Source organism: Rhizobium cauense (assembly GCF_019511525.1).
GTDB classification, from domain to species: domain Bacteria; phylum Pseudomonadota; class Alphaproteobacteria; order Rhizobiales; family Rhizobiaceae; genus Rhizobium; species Rhizobium cauense.
On sequence record NZ_JAEUAT010000005.1, the window covers coordinates 370,865 to 389,041 of the forward strand.

The 18,177-nt window shown below is 60.4% G+C and carries 17 protein-coding genes and 1 tRNA gene; 8 read left to right on the forward strand and 10 right to left on the reverse strand.

Annotation, left to right across the window (positions count from 1 at the left end):
- Window positions 1-30 precede the first annotated feature (30 nt).
- Both JNB88_RS12410 and JNB88_RS12415 read right to left on the reverse strand, forming a co-directional pair.
- Window positions 31-1,962 (reverse strand): autotransporter assembly complex protein TamA, encoded by a 1,932-nt coding sequence (locus JNB88_RS12410; RefSeq protein ID WP_220355704.1) that lies wholly within the window; start codon window positions 1,960-1,962, stop codon window positions 31-33.
- Window positions 1,963-2,134: 172 nt separating this feature from the next.
- Complete coding sequence (locus JNB88_RS12415) at window positions 2,135-2,401, reverse strand: YMGG-like glycine zipper-containing protein (protein WP_197066634.1); 267 nt, start codon at window positions 2,399-2,401, stop codon at window positions 2,135-2,137.
- A gap of 266 nt (window positions 2,402-2,667) precedes the next feature.
- Here JNB88_RS12415 and JNB88_RS12420 point away from each other — a divergent pair, with 266 nt between their 5' ends.
- From JNB88_RS12420 to hemA, 4 genes are all read left to right on the forward strand, one after another.
- Window positions 2,668-3,159 carry a (2Fe-2S)-binding protein gene (locus JNB88_RS12420; RefSeq protein ID WP_037132215.1) on the forward strand — a complete coding sequence of 164 codons (492 nt, stop codon included), beginning with the start codon at window positions 2,668-2,670 and terminating at the stop codon, window positions 3,157-3,159.
- 81 nt (window positions 3,160-3,240) lie between these two features.
- Window positions 3,241-5,586, forward strand: a complete 2,346-nt coding sequence (locus tag JNB88_RS12425; protein ID WP_220355705.1) for a xanthine dehydrogenase family protein molybdopterin-binding subunit — start codon at window positions 3,241-3,243, stop codon at window positions 5,584-5,586.
- 12 nt (window positions 5,587-5,598) lie between these two features.
- Window positions 5,599-6,396 (forward strand): FAD binding domain-containing protein, encoded by a 798-nt coding sequence (locus tag JNB88_RS12430; protein WP_220355706.1) that lies wholly within the window; start codon window positions 5,599-5,601, stop codon window positions 6,394-6,396.
- Window positions 6,397-6,588: 192 nt separating this feature from the next.
- The gene (hemA, locus tag JNB88_RS12435) at window positions 6,589-7,803 is read left to right on the forward strand and encodes a 5-aminolevulinate synthase (protein ID WP_220355707.1); all 1,215 of its coding nucleotides are present in this window, start codon (window positions 6,589-6,591) and stop codon (window positions 7,801-7,803) included.
- 32 nt (window positions 7,804-7,835) lie between these two features.
- Here hemA and dxr read toward each other — a convergent pair whose 3' ends face one another.
- Window positions 7,836-9,029 (reverse strand): 1-deoxy-D-xylulose-5-phosphate reductoisomerase, encoded by a 1,194-nt coding sequence (dxr, locus tag JNB88_RS12440; RefSeq protein WP_220355708.1) that lies wholly within the window; start codon window positions 9,027-9,029, stop codon window positions 7,836-7,838.
- A 186-nt stretch (window positions 9,030-9,215) separates the two neighbouring features.
- On the opposite strand from dxr, the gene JNB88_RS12445 reads away from it, so the two are divergent.
- Complete coding sequence (locus JNB88_RS12445; protein WP_037132224.1) at window positions 9,216-9,482, forward strand: BON domain-containing protein; 267 nt, start codon at window positions 9,216-9,218, stop codon at window positions 9,480-9,482.
- 7 nt (window positions 9,483-9,489) lie between these two features.
- Here JNB88_RS12445 and JNB88_RS12450 read toward each other — a convergent pair whose 3' ends face one another.
- Window positions 9,490-9,636 carry a hypothetical protein gene (locus JNB88_RS12450; RefSeq protein WP_197066635.1) on the reverse strand — a complete coding sequence of 49 codons (147 nt, stop codon included), beginning with the start codon at window positions 9,634-9,636 and terminating at the stop codon, window positions 9,490-9,492.
- A 174-nt stretch (window positions 9,637-9,810) separates the two neighbouring features.
- Between JNB88_RS12450 and JNB88_RS12455 the strand changes: the two genes are divergently transcribed.
- The gene (locus JNB88_RS12455) at window positions 9,811-10,455 is read left to right on the forward strand and encodes a ThuA domain-containing protein (RefSeq protein ID WP_220355709.1); all 645 of its coding nucleotides are present in this window, start codon (window positions 9,811-9,813) and stop codon (window positions 10,453-10,455) included.
- A 16-nt stretch (window positions 10,456-10,471) separates the two neighbouring features.
- Here JNB88_RS12455 and JNB88_RS12460 read toward each other — a convergent pair whose 3' ends face one another.
- The 5 genes from JNB88_RS12460 to JNB88_RS12480 all read right to left on the reverse strand — a co-directional run bounded on the left by JNB88_RS12460 (window position 10,472) and on the right by JNB88_RS12480 (window position 13,795).
- Window positions 10,472-10,894, reverse strand: a complete 423-nt coding sequence (locus JNB88_RS12460; RefSeq protein WP_220355710.1) for a hypothetical protein — start codon at window positions 10,892-10,894, stop codon at window positions 10,472-10,474.
- Window positions 10,895-10,910: 16 nt separating this feature from the next.
- A complete protein-coding gene (locus JNB88_RS12465) occupies window positions 10,911-11,225 on the reverse strand; it encodes a hypothetical protein (protein ID WP_220355711.1) in 315 nt (104 codons plus the stop codon).
- Window positions 11,226-11,384: 159 nt separating this feature from the next.
- Window positions 11,385-11,957: a BUD32 family EKC/KEOPS complex subunit gene (locus JNB88_RS12470; protein ID WP_220355712.1), complete on the reverse strand. Its 573-nt coding sequence runs from the start codon at window positions 11,955-11,957 to the stop codon at window positions 11,385-11,387.
- Between the two features lie 525 nt (window positions 11,958-12,482).
- Window positions 12,483-12,559, reverse strand: a tRNA-Arg gene (locus JNB88_RS12475).
- A 72-nt stretch (window positions 12,560-12,631) separates the two neighbouring features.
- Window positions 12,632-13,795, reverse strand: coding sequence for a M20 aminoacylase family protein (locus JNB88_RS12480; protein WP_220355713.1), 1,164 nt, complete (start codon window positions 13,793-13,795; stop codon window positions 12,632-12,634).
- 157 nt (window positions 13,796-13,952) lie between these two features.
- On the opposite strand from JNB88_RS12480, the gene JNB88_RS12485 reads away from it, so the two are divergent.
- Both JNB88_RS12485 and JNB88_RS12490 read left to right on the forward strand, forming a co-directional pair.
- The gene (locus JNB88_RS12485; protein WP_220355714.1) at window positions 13,953-15,080 is read left to right on the forward strand and encodes a D-alanyl-D-alanine carboxypeptidase family protein; all 1,128 of its coding nucleotides are present in this window, start codon (window positions 13,953-13,955) and stop codon (window positions 15,078-15,080) included.
- Window positions 15,081-15,092: 12 nt separating this feature from the next.
- A complete protein-coding gene (locus JNB88_RS12490; RefSeq protein WP_220355715.1) occupies window positions 15,093-16,244 on the forward strand; it encodes a CobW family GTP-binding protein in 1,152 nt (383 codons plus the stop codon).
- A 34-nt stretch (window positions 16,245-16,278) separates the two neighbouring features.
- On the opposite strand, the gene JNB88_RS12495 is transcribed toward JNB88_RS12490, so the two are convergent.
- A complete protein-coding gene (locus tag JNB88_RS12495; RefSeq protein WP_220355716.1) occupies window positions 16,279-18,159 on the reverse strand; it encodes an ABC transporter ATP-binding protein in 1,881 nt (626 codons plus the stop codon).
- Window positions 18,160-18,177: the final 18 nt, after the last annotated feature.

Below are 18,177 nucleotides of genomic sequence, written 5' to 3' on the forward strand. Positions count from 1 at the left end.
GCACGAGGCGCGACGAGCTGCGCGTGCGTTTCAGAATGACTGCCCGATGCCGGCATAGATGCCGAAATCCGTGCCATCTTCGTACTTGTTGAGCGGTACGGCAAAATCAAGCCGCAGCGGACCAAACGGCGTCGCATAGCGAACGCCGATACCCGCACCGGCCCTGATATCGGAAAAGTCCGGTGCCACATCGGCAGAAACCGTGCCGACGTCGATGAAGGGCACGATGCCGATCGTATCGGTGACCTTCACGCGTGTTTCGAACGAGGCGGTGACATAGGATGCGCCGCCAGTTTCTTCATTCTCGGCGTTGCGGGGCGAAATTTCCTGAAAGCCGTAGCCGCGAACCGAGCCACCACCGCCGGCGAAAAAGCGACGTGTCGCCGGGATGTTCTGGAGATCGTCTGCTCCAAGCAGAAAACCTACGGAAAGCTTGCCGGCGAGAACGATGCGGTCCTCCGCACCCAGCCCCTGATAACCGGAGATCGAGCCCTCGAAACTGGAGAAGAATGTACCGTTGTATGCCTCGTAGCTGGGCGCTACCTTCAGCATCGCGCGATAGCCCTCGGTCGGATCGAACTTGTTGTCGCGCGCGTCGCGGTCGTATTGAAAGGGTAGCGAGAAGGTCAGGTAGCTGTTCGTGCCGAAAGCATCGTCGTCCCTTTCCCAGCTGACTTCGCCGGCGCCGGTGATCGTGTCCAGATCGGACAGCTCATACGAAAGGCCGAGCGATGCGGTGACGAGCTTCGCGTTGTAGGCGTCGGGGTTTTCGGTTTTGGCCAGAACACTGGCTCGCAGCGTCGCTTCGGGGACGAATGCGCCCGGCTTGGTGAAGGTGATACCGGCCGAATAATCGAGATCGCCGATATCTGTCGCCTCTCCGAGCCTGCCGACCGAGCCTTCGATGCGCAATGCTTCCGCTGCACCGAAGAGATTGCGATGACCCCAGTAGCCGTTGATGCCGAAGCCGTCCGTCGTCGAATATTGAGCGCCGACGCCTAGATAGCGCTGCTTGCCTTCCGACACCTCGATCGTCATTGGCAGCGTGCCATCGGGTGCCAGGGCATCTGCTTCATGGATGGTGACGCTGGAGAATACGCCCAGTGCACGCAGTCGTTCGCCTGCCTTCCTCAACGCTTCCGGGGAATATTGCTCACCCCTGTCCAGCCGCGAATAGCGCTGGATAAACTCTCCTCGAACCGCCCTCTCGCCCGTGACGCCGACATCGCCGATCGGCGCGACGGGACCGCCCTCGGCGGCAAGCACGATATCGACGGTGCTGGTCCTGTGATCGGCTATGACCTTGCGGGTCGTCAGCTTTGCCAGCGGCCGGCCCTCGCTTTTCAACTGGTCGACGATCTTCTCGCCCGCCTTGATGATCGTCAATGACCCGGCCGTTTCGCCCGGCGCCAAATCGTAGTCCGCCGGATTGCGGCGTGCTGCGTCGCCGCCGAACTGCACTTCGCGAACCTTGAAGACTGGGCCCGCTGCAACGCTTACCGTCACCGGGACTGGGCGCGAGCGGTTGAAGGTCGGGTTTGGCGGAAGGGTGTCGATGTCTCGGCCATCGATCCTGATCGTGACCACGCCGCCGTAGCGCGCCTTCTCATACAGAGCGGCCAGCAGTCGTTCGCGGTCGTCCCTGGCTTTCACGACAACGCCGAGGTCACCTGAGACGGGACGGTCTTTATCGCCCACCAGACGGGAACTGTTCTCCAGAGCTTCCTTGAGATCGGGATCAACCGCGTCGGTCGTCAGCGTTACGTCGTAGCGGACGGGATCGGGAACCTGGTCGGCGGTCGAGTCGTCGTCCTTGCCCCACCAGGTGATGCCGAAAAGCTTGAAGGCCAAAGCCTCCGGGACAAGAACCGGCGAAAACGCGAACGCAGCCGCGATCACCAACATGGTGCCTGCGCGCCGATACGCTATACCCGGTTTCGGTGCCGTCCCTCTAATTTGCATCCGCCGCTTTTGTTACATTCGAAATTAAGCTTCGCGCCCCCCGGCCGGCGGCAACCTTAGCGGCAAAATTCCTCGACGTGTACCGTTTTAAATCGCTTAGCTGCTGAAATAGTGGAAAAAATGAGAAATCCCGGGCTGCTAACCCGGGATTTCGAGGGGATTTTGCGTTGGCTCAATAGCCGCCGCGGCAATCGTCGATGTAGCGGCGACCATATTGATCGCGATAATAGCACTGCCCCGGCTGCTCGGCGACACGGCCGATGAGCGCGCCCGAAACGCCGCCAATCGCGGCGCCGACCGCTGCTCCACGCACATTGCCAGTGACGACGCCGCCGATAACGGCGCCCGATGCTGCACCGATGCCAGCGCCCTGCTGGGTCGGCGTGCAGCTTGCGATCGAAAGTCCGATCAAAGCGAATGCGGCAATCTTCTTAATCAAATTCTACTCCTAGGTTGGTCGCCCTCAACAGGCGGTGGCCGTCCCTGATTCTTGTTTTTGTCATGCTAGTCGTCAAACTGTGGCGCAAAAAAAGCAACGCTCTTTTTGAGGTTCGGTTTTTTGCGCAAATGGTGCGCAACTTCCCTTCAAATTTGGCACAACCAGACACGGCGAATTTAATCGACCTCCCTAAAGTAGTGGTTGATCCCAAAGCGAAAACGTCAAATGATACCGTCCGCGCCTGGAGGAGGCGCGAGGAGGAAATCATGGCGAAAGTGAAACTGACGGTGAACGGCCGGGCGGTCAGCGGTGACTGTGAAGAACGTACGCTTCTTGTCCATTTTATTCGCGAAAAACTCGGCCTGACGGGAACGCACGTCGGCTGTGATACCAACCAGTGCGGTGCCTGTGTCATTCATATGGATGGCAAATCGGTGAAGAGCTGTTCGATCCTTGCCGTCCAGGCGTCGGGTTCCACAATCACCACCATCGAGGGCCTTGCCAGCAACGGTGAATTGCATCCTGTTCAAGCGGCCTTCAAGGAGCACCACGGCCTGCAGTGCGGCTTCTGCACGCCAGGCATGGTGATGACGGCCGTCGACATGATCTCGCGCCACGGCGGCCAGCTTGATGAGCAGACGGTCCGCCATGAACTCGACGGCAATATCTGTCGGTGCACCGGCTATCACAACATCGTCAAAGCCGTCCTGTCTGCCAACGAGCAGATGCACGGCACCGCCAAGCAGGCGGCCGAATAGCTCTCAGGAATTGTCTGGCTGACTGCCGAATACGATTCACTTTGGCGGAATGCCAGGCCCGAAACCCATTGGGAGGACATCATGGGTGTTGAAGGAATTGGTGCACGCGTCGCGCGAAAGGAAGACAAGCGGTTCCTGACCGGCAAGGGCCGTTACACGGACGACATGGTCGTGCCGGGCATGAAATTCGCCTATTTCATCCGCAGTCCACATGCACACGCCAGGATCAAGGGGATCGATGCGGCCTCGGCAAAGGCCATGCCCGGTGTCATCGACGTGCTTGATGGCAAGCAGTTGCTTGCTGACGGGATCGGCAATCTTATTTGCGGCTGGATGATCCATTCGAAGGATGGTTCCCCAATGAAGATGGGAGCCTGGCGTCCGCTGGCAGTGGAGACTGTCCGCTACGTTGGCGATGCTGTTGCGATCGTGGTTGCCGACTCGCTGGCGGAAGCCAGGGACGCCGCAGAGGCCGTGGTAATCGACTACGAGGAATTGCCTGTTGTCGTCGAGGCTGTCGACGCGCTGAAGTCCGGTGCACCCCAGATCCATCCGGAAGCTGAGAATAATCTGATCTTCGACTGGGAACTCGGTGATGGCGCGGCAACCGACAAGGCTATTTCCGCAGCGGCACATGTCACCGAAATCGAGATCCACAACAACCGCCTGTCGCCCAATCCGATGGAGCCGCGTGCTGCGCTCGGGATCTACGACGCCGCAGAAGACCATTACACCTGCTATACCACGAGCCAGAACCCGCACGTCGCCCGTCTCGTGATGAGCGCCTTCTACAATGTCGCGCCGGAGAACAAGCTGCGGGTGATTGCTCCTGACGTTGGCGGCGGATTTGGATCGAAGATCTACATCTACCCGGAAGAGATCGTCTGTCTCTGGGCTTCCAAGAAGACAGGCGTGCCGGTGAAATGGAATTCGGACCGGACCGAGGCCTTCCTGACAGACGCCCATGGCCGCGACCATGTCTCCAAGGTGAAAATGGCCTTTGACAGCGACAACCGCATCATCGGCCTGAAGGTCGACACGATCTGCAACCTCGGCGCTTACATGTCGCTGTTCTCGTCGGCGGTACCGACTTATCTCTATGCGACGCTCCTGTCGGGCCAGTACGATATTCCGGCGATCCATGCCAATGTGCGGACGGTCTATACCAACACCGCGCCGGTTGACGCCTATCGTGGTGCCGGTCGTCCCGAGGCGACCTTCCTGCTTGAACGGACGATGGAAACGGCGGCGCGCGAGCTTGGCGTTTCGCCTGCCGAGTTGCGGCGGAAGAATTTCATCCGGGCTTTCCCACATCAGACGCCAGTCATCATGAACTATGACGCGGGTGACTACGAAGCATCGCTCAATGCGGCGATGCAGGCCGCCGACTGGAACGGCTTTTCGGCGCGCAAGGCCGAGGCTGCCGGCCGCGGCCTGAAGCGCGGTCTCGGCATGAGTTGCTACATCGAGGCGTGCGGTATTGCTCCCTCGCAGGCAGTCGGCTCGCTTGGTGCCGGTGTCGGCTTGTGGGAGTCGGCAGAGGTTCGCGTCAATGCGGTCGGCACGATAGAAGTGCTCACCGGGTCGCACAGCCACGGGCAGGGGCACGAAACGACCTTCGCACAGCTTGTGTCGGATCGTCTCGGCGTTCCGCTGGAGAGCGTGTCGATCGTGCATGGCGACACCGACAAGGTGCAGATGGGCATGGGCACCTACGGCTCGCGCTCGGGCGCCGTCGGCATGTCGGCCGTGGTCAAAGCGCTCGACAAGGTCGAGGCCAAGGCCAAGAAAATCGCCGCCCACCTGATGGAAGCCGACGAGGGCGATATCGTCATCGAGAACGGCGAGGTGAAGGTGGCGGGTACCGACAAGAGCCTGCCGTGGTTCCAGGTGGCGCTCGCCGCATATACCGCGCACAACCTGCCGGGCGGCATGGAGCCGGGGCTGAAGGAAACCGCCTTCTACGATCCGTCCAACTTCACGTTCCCGGCCGGCTGCTACATCTGCGAAGTCGAGGTCGATCCGGAAACCGGCAAGACGGAGATCATCCAGTTCGTCGCTGCAGACGATTTCGGCAACATCATCAATCCGATGATCGTCGAAGGGCAGGTGCATGGCGGTATTGCACAAGGCATCGGCCAGGCGCTGCTCGAGGCCGTGCACTACGACGAGAACGGCCAGCTGTTGACCGCCAGCTTCATGGACTATGCCATGCCGCGCGCCGACGACTTGCCGTCGTTCAAGGTCTCGCATCAGGTGACGCCATCCCCGAGCAATCCGCTCGGCATCAAGGGGTGCGGCGAGGCCGGTGCCATCGGATCTCCGCCGGCGCTCATCAATGCCATCACCGATGCGATCGGCAACAACATGCTGACGATGCCCGCCACGCCGCAGAAGGTGTGGATGGCAGCGCGTGCGGTTCATTGAGGAGGAACGACGATGTATCAGACCAACTATCACCGCGCGTCCTCGGTCGATGAAGCCGTCAGGATGATTTCGGGCACATCGGAAGGCAAATATGTTTCCGGTGGCATGACACTGATCCCGACAATGAAGCAACGTCTCGCCGCGCCGAGCGATCTCGTCGATCTCAGGCATATTCCCGCGATGCAGGGAATCAAGGTCGATGGTCGCAAGGTGACCATCGGGGCAGCGACTCCGCATGCCGAAGTTGCCGCATCGGCGGCTCTGCGTGCGGTTTGTCCCGCGATCTGCGACCTCGCCGGCATGATCGGCGATCCGCATGTCCGGCACATGGGCACGATCGGCGGCTCGATCGCCAACAACGACCCTGCTGCGGACTACCCGTCGGCAATGCTGGCGCTCAATGCCCGCATCATCACCAATAAGCGCGAGATCCCTGCCGACGATTTCTTCACGGGTCTGTTCGAGACGGCATTGGAGGACGGCGAACTGCTGACTGCTGTCAGTTTCGAAGCGCCCGACAAGGCCGGCTACTCGAAATTCCCAAATCCGGCGTCGCGCTATGCCATGACGGGCGTCTTCGTTGCCAAGGGTGCTGGTGGCGCAAGGGTTGCCGTCACAGGGGCTGGATCCGACGGCGTCTTTCGCCAGACGGCCATGGAGACCGCGCTCGACGCGAACTGGTCTGCCGGCTCCGTCGCTGGTGTCGATGTCAATCCGACAGGGTTGATGTCGGACCTGCATGCCAGTGCGGAATACCGCGCCAACCTCATCAAAGTGATGGCCAAACGCGCCGTTTCCGCCGCCACTTGACGGAACCCGCGCAAATGCGAGGCAGGTAAGCTGCCTCGCATTTTTCTGCCGTCTGCCTCAAAATGAGCTTTTTCGAATTAAAATAATTCAAGACTATGGGCCTTTTGACGCAGTTAATGGTAAAGCGAGGGCAAAGGGTTGACGTGCGCGCGTCCGTTGGCAAAAAACGCTCGCACGATACTGGAGCAGATGATGGATTTCGAAGCGTTCTTTAAAAACGAGTTGGACGGGCTTCACACCGAAGGCCGCTATCGCGTTTTTGCCGATCTTGAGCGTCACCGCGGCAGCTTTCCGCGCGCCACGCGACACACGGCGGACGGTCCGAAGGAAGTCACGGTCTGGTGCTCCAACGACTATCTCGGCATGGGCCAGAACCCCAAGGTGATCGAGGCGATGAAGAACGCCATAGATCACTGTGGCGCGGGTGCGGGAGGCACCCGGAATATCTCTGGCACCACCCACTATCACGTTCTGCTCGAGCGCGAACTGGCCGACCTGCACTGCAAGGAAGCGGCGCTGATCTTCACCTCGGGCTATGTTTCCAACTGGGCGGCCCTCGGCACCCTCGGCGCCAAGATCCCCGGTCTCGTCATCTTCTCCGACGCTCTGAACCATGCGTCCATGATCGAGGGCATTCGCTATGCCAAGTGCGAGAAGGTGATCTGGAAGCATAACGACATCCAGGATCTTGAAGCCAAGCTGGCGGCTGCCGATCCGAAGGCGCCGAAGCTGATCGCGTTCGAGTCCGTCTATTCGATGGATGGGGATATCGCGCCAATCAAGGAAATCTGCGATCTCGCCGACAAATACGGCGCGATGACCTATCTCGATGAAGTCCATGCCGTCGGCATGTACGGACCGCGCGGCGGCGGCATTGCCGAACGCGAAGGCTTGATGGATCGTCTGACTGTCATCGAAGGCACACTCGGAAAGGCCTTCGGCGTCATGGGCGGCTACATTGCCGCATCGACCGCACTTTGTGACTTCATTCGCTCTTTCGCGTCCGGCTTCATCTTCACGACGGCGCTGCCGCCGGCCCTTGCTGCCGGTGCGGTTGCCTCGATCCAGCATCTGAAGGTCAGCCCGTTCGAGCGTGCACGCCATCAGGATCGTGTCCGCAAGCTCAGGGCGCTGCTCGATCAGCAGGGCATCCCGCATATGCCCAACCCGAGCCATATCGTGCCGGTCATGGTTGGAGATGCGGCCAAGTGCAAGTGGATCTCCGATTTGCTGCTCGACAATTGCGGCGTCTACGTGCAGCCGATCAACTACCCGACGGTGCCGAAGAAGACCGAGCGGCTGCGTATCACTCCGACACCGCTGCACAGCGATGCCGACATCGAGCATCTCGTCGAGGCGCTGCATTCGCTCTGGTCGCGCTGCGCGCTGGCGCGGCACGTTGCCTGACGGCACAATTTTCGGGAAAAGCTAGGCCGCCGTCAGGCGGCCTTTTCGTTGAGGGATACCAGTTCTGCGGCAAGCCTGCGGGCTTCGGCATCGGCGGCAAAGACGTCGTCCATTGTCTTCGCTTCGCCAGTTGCGATCATCTTGTCCATAACCGCTTCGGCAATGTTGGCCATGGCAAGGAAACCGATGCGCTCCTCGACGAAGGCGTGAAACGCAATTTCCTCTGCCGCGTTCATGATGGCACCCTGCAGGCCACCGCGTTCCAGCGCGGTGCGTGCCAGCCTCAGTGCCGGAAAGCGTTCTTCGTCAGGTGCCTCGAAGTCCAAGCGTGAGAGCTTGGCAAAATCCAGCCGCTCGACGTTCAGTTTCGGGCGGCGCGGATAGTCGAGTGCATAGCCGATTGCCGTCCGCATGTCGGGGCAGCCGAGCTGGGCAATGATCGATCCGTCGGTGTAGCCAACCATGGAGTGGATGATCGACTGCGGATGCACGATCACTTCGATTTGCTCTGGGCGCACGCCGAAGAGGTGCTTCGCCTCGATCATCTCCAGCGCCTTGTTGAACATCGAGGCGCTGCCGACCGAGATCTTCAGTCCCATCGACCAGTTTGGGTGCGCTCGAGCCGTCGCTGCAGTCACATTCGCCATGTCGGCGCGCGACCAGGTGCGGAACGGACCGCCCGAAGCCGTCAAGATGATCCGTTCGACGGCGTGCCGCTGATCCTCGTCCAGAGACTGGAAGATTGCGCTGTGTTCGCTATCGACGGGGATCAGTCGTCCGCCCCCCTTTGCGACAGCATCGACGAAGAGGTCGCCAGCCGAAACCAGGCATTCCTTGTTGGCAAGCGCGATCGTGGCGCCCTTGCGGGCTGCGGCAAGTGTCGGCGCAAGCCCGGCGGTGCCAACGATGGCTGCCATCACCCAATCGGCTTCGAGGTCGGCCGCTTCCGCCAAGCCCGAGACACCGGCGGCCACTGCAATACCGCTGCCGGAAAGCTCTTCCTTCAGTGAGTGATACTTGTGGTCGCTGGCGGTGACCGCAAGCTTGGCCCCGGCGGACTTTGCCTGCGCCGCCAAGAGCTGAACATTCTCGTTGCCGGTTACGACGGAGATCTCATAGCAATCCCGTCCGCCGAGCTGTGCGACAACATCGAGCGTATTCTGTCCGATCGAGCCGGTTGAGCCAAAAATACTAAGGCGCCTGGGAGCGCTTTTTCCTGCCATCATCGGGTGATCTTCGCCAAGACTCTTGCTTTTGGCACTGGCTGTACAGGGGATTGAAATGAGCGGCAAGTGTGCGGCGCAGCAGAAATTGATTGGCCCTCAGTCGCCGCGGCGCTCGTGGCTCACGGCGCCTGCACGAAACCAATCGGCCACTTGCCGCGTTTTGTGATTGCGACAGGAGGAAGGTAAATGGTTTTCAAGCAACCGACGTTCTATGGCGAGCCCTATGAGCCCGAGACCGGTGCCGACAAGGATGCTGCTCTTGAGGAGGCTGTGGCCAATGCCCTGGCTGTGGCCGGTGGTATTGATGCCGCGGATGTGAAAGTCACGCTCGAAGGTGGCACGGTGGTTCTGACAGGCACGGTCGCAACGGCCTCGGAACTCGAGCGGGCGACGAGCGTCGCGCAAGCGATCGCTGGATCGAAGCCTGTGCGCAATGCGATCGTGATAGAGTAGCTAGACGTCAACCGGCGAAGCGTTCCATCTCGAAGGCCGCCACCCTATCCGTCTTTGGCGTGGTGATGGGCCCGGTCGATTTGTAAGCGGTCGCGAGCAGCAGGCCGCTGACAACGAGATATGCGAATGCAAGCACCGTCAATTTCATGCGCATGGCGAGCACTCCTGTTTCGGCCCAAACGCCCGGTGCGGCGGAAAGTTCCGCCCTCCAGTCAAATGACAGAAAATGTGATCGGCAAAGGCTTGCACTGGTTTGTGCTGGCGTTCCTGTCGTAAAGGAGAGTCGGTTCGTGAGAACGGCCAAGTGCGTTTGGCAAGGGAGGTGCATATGCGCAAGGCGATCATCGTGTGGGGCGGATGGAGCGGCCATGAGCCGGAAGAGTGCGCTCACATCGTCGGAGAGCTCCTTCAGGAGGATGGCTTTGCCGTCGACGTGACCGGCGATCTCGGCATCTTCGGCTCGTCAGTGATCGCAAAGGCCGATCTGCTCGTGCCTGTCATCACCGGAGAAACGATCGAGAAGGCGCATGCTGCCGCACTGGTGGACGCCGTGCGTGGGGGCCTCGGTCTCGGCGGACATCATGGCGCGCTCGCCACCTCGTTCAAGGAAAGTGCATCCTTCCGCTACGTCTCCGGAGTGACCTGGGTCGCTCATCCCGGCAACATCATCGATTTCCGGGTCAACGTTACGCGCCAGCACGATCCAGTGATGGAAGGCATCCCCGATTTCGATTATCGGTCCGAACAATATTACCTTCACTACGATCCCTCAGTCGAAGTCCTGGCAACAACGAGCTTTTCCGGCGAGTATGACGCGGCCTCGCGCAACGTCACGATGCCGGTCGCGTTCAAGCGTCAGTTCGGCCTGGGACGGGTGTTCTATTCTGCGCTCGGCCATGTCGCCAGCGAGTTCGAGCACCCCTATATGCGCCTCATTCTTCGTCGCGGGCTTTCCTGGGCCGCGCGCTCGTAGCGGCCGGATTTCCGGCTCATTGCCAGACGACTTCGCCGGCGAAGTCGGGATCGGTCTTGACCTTCGCGGCTGCTGCACAGGCTTCCGAAGGGTCGTCGGACATCGCTGCCAGCTCACCGCCGACGAGAATGCCGTAGATCACCAGGATGTGCTTGTCGTGATAGTCCTTCTGGGCGTCGCTCATTTTGGCTGCGTCGGCTGGCGCAAGGGTCTCGAAGGCCTTTGCCATCTTCGCGTCGTCAAGCGTAAACCCCAGGCAAACATCGGCAATCGCCGTCTGGTAGGCGACAAGTTGAAGTTTGGTCTGCTGTTCCTGTGTCAACGCGCGCTCGAGCAGGTCGATCGCGTGCAGGCGAACGAAGCCGCTGGTCGGGTTCTCAGCCAGGGAGGGTGAAGCGGCTCCCAGGCATGCGGCAAGTGCTGCTACGACTCTTCTCATCTCGTTCCCTCGCAAATCAGAATAGCCGGTTGGTCCAGGTCGGCAGGAAGTCGCCGTCGGGATTGAAGCAGGCGCCTTGCCGCGGATAGCAAATGACGTCGCGGGCGGGGCTGAACGGCGCGCTGCGGGGTGGATAGGGCGGTGGGGGAGGAATGTACTGGTTCTGATGCACGTGATCATGTGATGCGGCCGACGCCGCTATGCCGCCGAGCAACAGTCCTCCGACGAGGGCGGCAGTATCATCGGAATGCCAGCTGCGCGCCGAGCCAGATGTCGGCAGTGCGGTGGCGGCCACAACGCAAAGAAGTAATATCCTCGAATTTCGAAGCATACCAATTCCCCCTGATAGCATAAGGCTGCGCAAACTACGACGCCAATGCAATCGAAGCAAGAATTGATGAATGGATGAATGCTATTCGGGAATAATTGATGTCTGCCCTGGGCGGTGATCTCACTTGCGTAAGTGCAATGCACACGCGGAGCCTCAAGACTACATGTTCAAGACGTCCATTATGGACGGCTGCATCATCAGGCATGTCATGGCGACGACAAATCGGGTGATGTCTTGACCCGCGCGGACGCGATTGACGATCCGGGCGATGGGGAGAAGCAGGCGCAGGAACCGGATGAGTTTCCGCAACTCCTCGGCAGCTTCCGACGGAGCCTTGGCCGCCCAGGCGCCGTAAGCGTCATTCATAGACTTCACACGGGAGTTCGCGGTCGAGGCAATCTGGAACAAAAGCAACCAGATGTCGCGTGCCTGGGCGACTGCCAGCGGCATCACGGCCTCCGGTTCCTCTTCGAAGTCGAGATATAGCATCTCTTCGCCATTCAGCACGAAGTCCCGTGGGTGTGGCCGTCCATGACAAAGACCCGCCGCATGCAAGCGTCCGAGTTCGCCGGCGCAATTAATGAGGAGCGCATCGTGGGCGAGTGGGTCCGTTGCCGCCAATTCAGCCAGCCGGGCAGCGACGGTCTCGCCCGCGTCGCTGAGAATGATCGCAGTAGGAGATCGATAGATTATCGAGGGCGTCAGAAAGCCCCTCTCGCGAAAGGTCTCCATCCGCCGAACTTCGCGACTGATCATGTCTTTGTGGTTGAGCTTGGGGGATGGCCTGAGAAAAGTAAAAGGGATCACCGCCGCAAAGACTGTTTGAACGCTCCGCCAAACGGATGAACGTTCGGTTCCGTATCGCTTGATCCACACGCTTCCGTGTGACAAGGCCAGCCTTTGCAGGCGCCTCGAGCTGTCGGCGAAACCGGCAAGCAAGATCCTCACGTCCTGCTGCGTAAATTCATCAATATCTTGAGCAGGTTGTAGGGCGGTCGTCAATTCAGTCTCGATCCAAGAACGCCATCGCGCTTCCAATGCGCTGATGAAGTATTGGTTGAGTCTATGCTCTTTTTCAGCTGTCGCAAGAATATTCAGGTTGGTGTCAGGAAACTCGTGCAGGCTAGTGCGTTTGTGCAACGGTTCTCATATGACGTGCCGCGGCGAGCTCATTCCGATGCGCGGAATGCCAGGTTTCTTCGGCCAACATTTTTCTGACTTGGAGGGTGAGCAGCGCGAAAATCGCCATTCAAATGGTGGTGATCCCGACGCGATTCGAACGCGTGACCCTCAGATTAGGAATCTGATGCTCTATCCTGCTGAGCTACGGGACCACTTGAGCGTCATGCATACAAAAGGCTTGGCCGGAAGCCAAGCTCTTTTGCACGCGATGCATGAAGTCAGTTTCAGGCGCCGAGGCGCTGTTCGGCGAGCCGCACCCAATAGGAAATGCCGTGGGCGATGGTTTCGTCGTTGAAGTCGTAGGCCGGGTTGTGCAGGCCTGCCGTGTCGCCATTGCCGATAAAGATGAATGCGCCGGGACGGGCGTTGAGCATGTAGGAAAAATCCTCGCCACCCATCATCGGGTCGATCTCGGCGTTCACGTTGCCCGCGCCGGCAATCTCGCCGGCGATGCGGACGGCATGGTCGGTCTCTGTCGCATGATTGAAGGTGACAGGGTAGTTCCGGTTGAACTCGATATCGACTTCGGCGCCATGGGCAGCGACCAGACCGTTGACGACCTGCTTCAATCGGGTTTCGGCAAGATTGCGCACCTCTTCGTCGAGCGTGCGGACAGTGCCGGCGATCGTCGCATCGTTCGGGATGACGTTGTGGGCGAAGCCGGCGTTGAACTTGGTAACGGAGACGACCACGGAGCGCAGTGGATCGACATTGCGCGAGGCAATCAGTTGCAGGTTGCTGACGATCTGTGCGCCGATGGCGATCGGGTCGATCGTGCGGTGCGGCTGTGCCGCGTGGCCGCCACGCCCCTTGATGGTGATGGTGAATTCGTCGGTGGCGGCCATGATCGCGCCGCTGCGGGTCGCGAAGTGGCCGACCGGAAGACCCGGCAGATTGTGCATGCCATAGACTTCCTCGATGCCGAAGCGCTCCATCATACCGTCCTTGACCATCAGGTTGCCACCGCCGCCGCCTTCTTCGGCCGGCTGGAAGATGACCGCGATGTTGCCGTTGAAGTTGCGCGTCTCGGCCAGATACTTGGCCGCGCCGAGCAGCATGGCGGTGTGGCCGTCGTGACCGCAGGCATGCATCTTGCCAGGTGTCGTGGAAGCCCAGGGCTTGCCGCTGATTTCGGTAAGCGGCAACGCGTCCATGTCGGCGCGCAGGCCGATGGTGCGCCCGCCTTCGCCCTGGCCTTTTATCAGGCCGACGACGCCGGTTCTGCCGATGCCGGTGACGATCTCGTCGACACCGAATTCCTTGAGTTTCTCAGCCACGAAGGCTGCGGTGTTCTCGACCGCGAAGAGGAGTTCGGGGCGCGCGTGGATATGCCGGCGCCACTCTGTTACCTCGTCCTGAAGTTCGGCGGCTCTGTTCAAAATCGGCATGTCAGCTTCCTGTCGTGAAATCAAAACGGGGACGGAACCGCATCACGAGGACACGATGCCGCAGAAATAACTTAATCAAGGCCCTTTGCCATGTCATGGCCATATACGTTAAATAGGGGAAACTTTCGAGACTTCCGGACATCTTTAAGGACGAACCGTGTCGACGCGCCAGAATCGCTTGCTTGCCGCCTTGCGGCCGCTTTCAATCGCAGCTTCCGCAGCCGCCATCGCCCTCTCGGCCTCCGCTCAGGCCTATGCAAACCCGCATATCCTGGTCGATGTCCAGAGCGGGCGCGTGCTCGAGCATGAAGAGGCGTTCCGCAAATGGTACCCGGCATCGCTCACCAAACTGATGACCGTCTACACGGTCTTCGATGCGGTTCGCGCCGGTCAGATCAGTCTCGATACCCCTATTGTCATGAGCAAGCGGGCCGCCGCCCAGCCGCCGGCGAAGATGTATTTCAAGCCGGGACAGAAGCTGACACTCGACAGCGCACTGAAGATCCTGATGGTGAAATCGGCAAATGACGTTGCGGTTGCCGTCGCGGAGGCTGTTGGCGGCACGCAGGAAGCCTTCGTGCTGAAGATGAATGCCGAGGCGGCAAAGCTCGGCATGAACGATTCGCATTTCGTCAATCCGAACGGCCTGCCCGGCAAGGGGCAGTACACGACAGCGCGCGATCTCGCGGTTCTCTCCGTCGCGCTGCGCCGTGACTTCCCGCAGTATGCCGGATACTTCTCGCTTGAGGGCATCACGACAGGTACGAAGAATGTGCCGAGCATCAATGTCCTGATCGGCCGCTTCGCAGGCGCCGACGGCATGAAGACCGGCTTTATCTGCGCCTCGGGCTTCAACCAGATCGCCTCGGCGACGCGCAACGGCCGCACGCTGATCTCAGTCGTGCTGGGCACCGACAGCCTTGCCGCCCGTGCGGATGCGTCGGCGGACCTGCTGCAGAAGGGTTTCACCTCCCAGTTTGCCGCTCCCGATACGCTCGCCTCGCTGCAGCCTTATGGACCGGGCCAGGATCAGGTCACTGACATTTCCGCGGATATCTGCAGCGCCAAGGGTGCCAAGGTCCGCAGCGAGACGCGTGACGAAGTCGGCCGCATGAAGGTCCAGTCACCCTATATCCAGGAAATGGGCCACGAGCCGAACTTCGTGTTCGCGGGGCTCATTCCGGGGCAGAACGAACCGCAGCCGGACAAGCTGGCGACTGCCGAGACTGCAGGCACGATTGCCAATGTCCCGATCCCGCTGCCGCGTCCGGCCACCTCCTTCTAAGGTCAGTTTGAGATGAGCGCTGCTTCCGATCGGATACCGGTCACAATCCTGACCGGCTTTCTTGGTGCCGGCAAATCCACCCTGCTGAACCGTATCCTCAAGGATCCGGCGATGAAGGATGCCGCTGTCATCATCAATGAGTTCGGCGATGTCGGCATCGACCATCTGCTGGTGGAAAGTTCCGGCGATGCGATCATCGAGCTGTCGGACGGCTGCCTTTGCTGCACGGTCCGCGGCGAGCTGGTCGATACGCTGGCAAACCTTATGGATGCGGTCCAGACCGGCCGCGTCAAGCCGGTGAAGCGCGTCGTCATCGAGACCACGGGTCTTGCCGATCCGGCCCCAGTCATGCAGGCGATCATGGGCAACCCGATCATTGCCACCAATTTCGATCTCGACGGGATCGTGACGGTGGTCGATGCGGTCAACGGTTCGCAGACCCTCGACAATCACGAGGAGGCGGTGAAGCAGGCAGCGGTTGCCGACCGGCTGATCCTGTCCAAGCGGAGCCTGGCCTCGCAGGAGACCGTGCGAGCTCTGCAGGCGCGACTTGAAGCTCTCAATCCACGCGCCGCGCTGATGGATGCAGACAGCGCCGAGGCCGGGCTGGCTGGCGTTCTTGTCAACGGCCTCTACGATCCGGCGACCAAGATCGCCGACGTCGGTCGCTGGCTGCACGATGAGGACGAGCACGACGCTCACCATCACCATGATCACCACCACCATGGGCATGACCACCATCATCACGCACACGATCATCAGGACCCGCATGACGTGAACCGTCATGACGCATCGATCCGCTCCTTCTCGATCGTCGAGGACAAGCCGATCGATCCGATGGCGCTTGATATGTTCGTTGATCTCCTGCGCTCGGCGCACGGGGAAAAGCTGCTGCGAATGAAGGCGATCGTCGCGGTATCTGATCGCCCGGATCGTCCGCTGGTGCTTCACGGCGTCCAGAGCATCTTCCACCCGCCTTCCCGCCTGCCTGCCTGGCCGAACCCTGAAGACCGCCGCACGCGCATGGTGCTGATTACCCGGGACCTTCCGGAGGCCTTCGTCAAGGATCTGTTTGACGCGTTCCTCGGCAAGCCACGCATCGATACGCCAGATCGCACGGCGCTGAACGACAATCCACTTGCCGTGCCGGGCATGCGATTCTAGTCGACGCGGCCGTCTTGCAACAAGACGGCGCCAATCACTTCGTGAGCAGGTCTGGCAGAGGTTCGTCGATTTCTTCCGGCATGAAGCCGCCGGTCTGGCGTTTCCAGAGGCGGGCAAACAGGCCATCCTGCTCGATCAACTCTTCTGGCCGGCCTTCTTCCACGATGCGCCCATGATTGAGCACGACGATGCGATCCATGCTTGCGATGGTGGATAGTCGGTGTGCAATGGCAATCACCGTTTTTCCCTCCATTACCAGGCTGAGCCTCTGCTGGATCGCCGCTTCGGATTCGCTGTCGAGGGCGGAGGTCGCCTCGTCGAGCACCAGGATCGGAGCGTTCTTCAAAAGGACGCGGGCGATGGCGACGCGCTGGCGCTGACCACCGGAAAGCTTGATGCCGCGGTCGCCGACAAAGGCCTCATAGCCCTTGCGACCGTCGCTGTCAGCAAGATCGGCTATGAAGGTATCGGCACTCGCCATCCTTGCGACCTTTTCGATCTCATCCCGCGACGCCTCCGGCCGCCCATAGCGGATATTGTCACCGACCGAGCGGTGGAGCAGCGCCACGTCCTGCGCGATGACGCCGATCGCACGGCGAAGGCTCGCTTGCGTAACGGCGCGAATATCCTGCCCGTCAATCAGGATGGCGCCATCTCCGATGTCGTAGAAGCGCAGCAACAGGTTTGCGAGTGTGGTCTTTCCGGCGCCGGAAAGACCGACGAGGCCGACCTTTTCGCCGGGTTGGATGGTCAGCGACAGATCGTCGATGACCGGTTTGACTCCTTTGTAAGCGAAGCGGACGTTCTCGAACCTGATCTCCCCACTGTCGACCGCAAGGTCGGCGGCGCCTTGCCGATCGATGATGGTGGGCGGTGTGGTCATGACCGGCATCGCATCCTTGATCGTGCCGATCGCCTGGAAGATCTGCTGGCCCATCTGCAGGAAAGTGAAGATCTGCGTCGACAGCCGATGGAGAACGTAGACTGCCGCGACGAACTCGCCGACTGTGAGAAATCCGTTGACGAGACCGGAAAATCCGATCGTCATCATGACGATCCACAGCACCGAATTGAGAATGACGACGGTCACCTCCGCGCTGCGGTAAATGCGCTGTTCGTTATGCTGTGTCTGCACGGCCTTCTGGATGATCCGGCGGATGGCGCCGGCCTCGCTGTCCTCGGCCGCGAACTGCTTGATCATCTGCATGTTGGTGTAGAGATCGGTGATGGCCCCGGCCACAAGGCTGCGCTGCTTGGCGGTGCGGCGAGAGCGCTCTGCAAAGGTCGGTACGACCCTGGCGGCAAAGGCGACGTTGAGCGCGATCCAGACGATCACCGGCAGGGCAAGCTGCCAGGAGAGCGCACCAAGGAGCACGACGGATCCCACCATCTGAAAGATGAAGCGCGGGATGGACTGGAAGGCGGCGATGATCTGCTGCTGCACGGCTGAGGCCACCTGCTGCAGGCGCGAGGACACCTGACCGGCGAAAAGGTCATGGAAAAAAGCGAGATCCTGTCGCTCTACCGCCTTATGACCCTGCCATTGGATGGCTGCCGGCATGCCGACGCCGAGTGTGTGCGAATTGAGCGTGTTCAGCACGAACGAAACGATCGGGACCATTGGGAAAATCAGGAAGCCGAGGAAGGCGAGCAGCGGCCAATCGCTGTGCAGGAAGGCGGAGGCCCCCTGATACATCACCCCATCGACGACGACAGAGAGCCCCCAGATGATGGCGAGGTTGATGGCCTCGAACATGATCGAGCAAAGCGCCAGTGCTATCAGCACGCCGCGGAACATCGAGATGAAGTGCAGGAGCACCGTCACCGGGCCTTTCGAGGGGAGAGGCCGGTAGGGAATGTCGAGCGGCCGGATCAGCCTCTCGAACGGACGATAGATGGCATCTGAAATCGACATGGGCCTCTCGGATCAAAA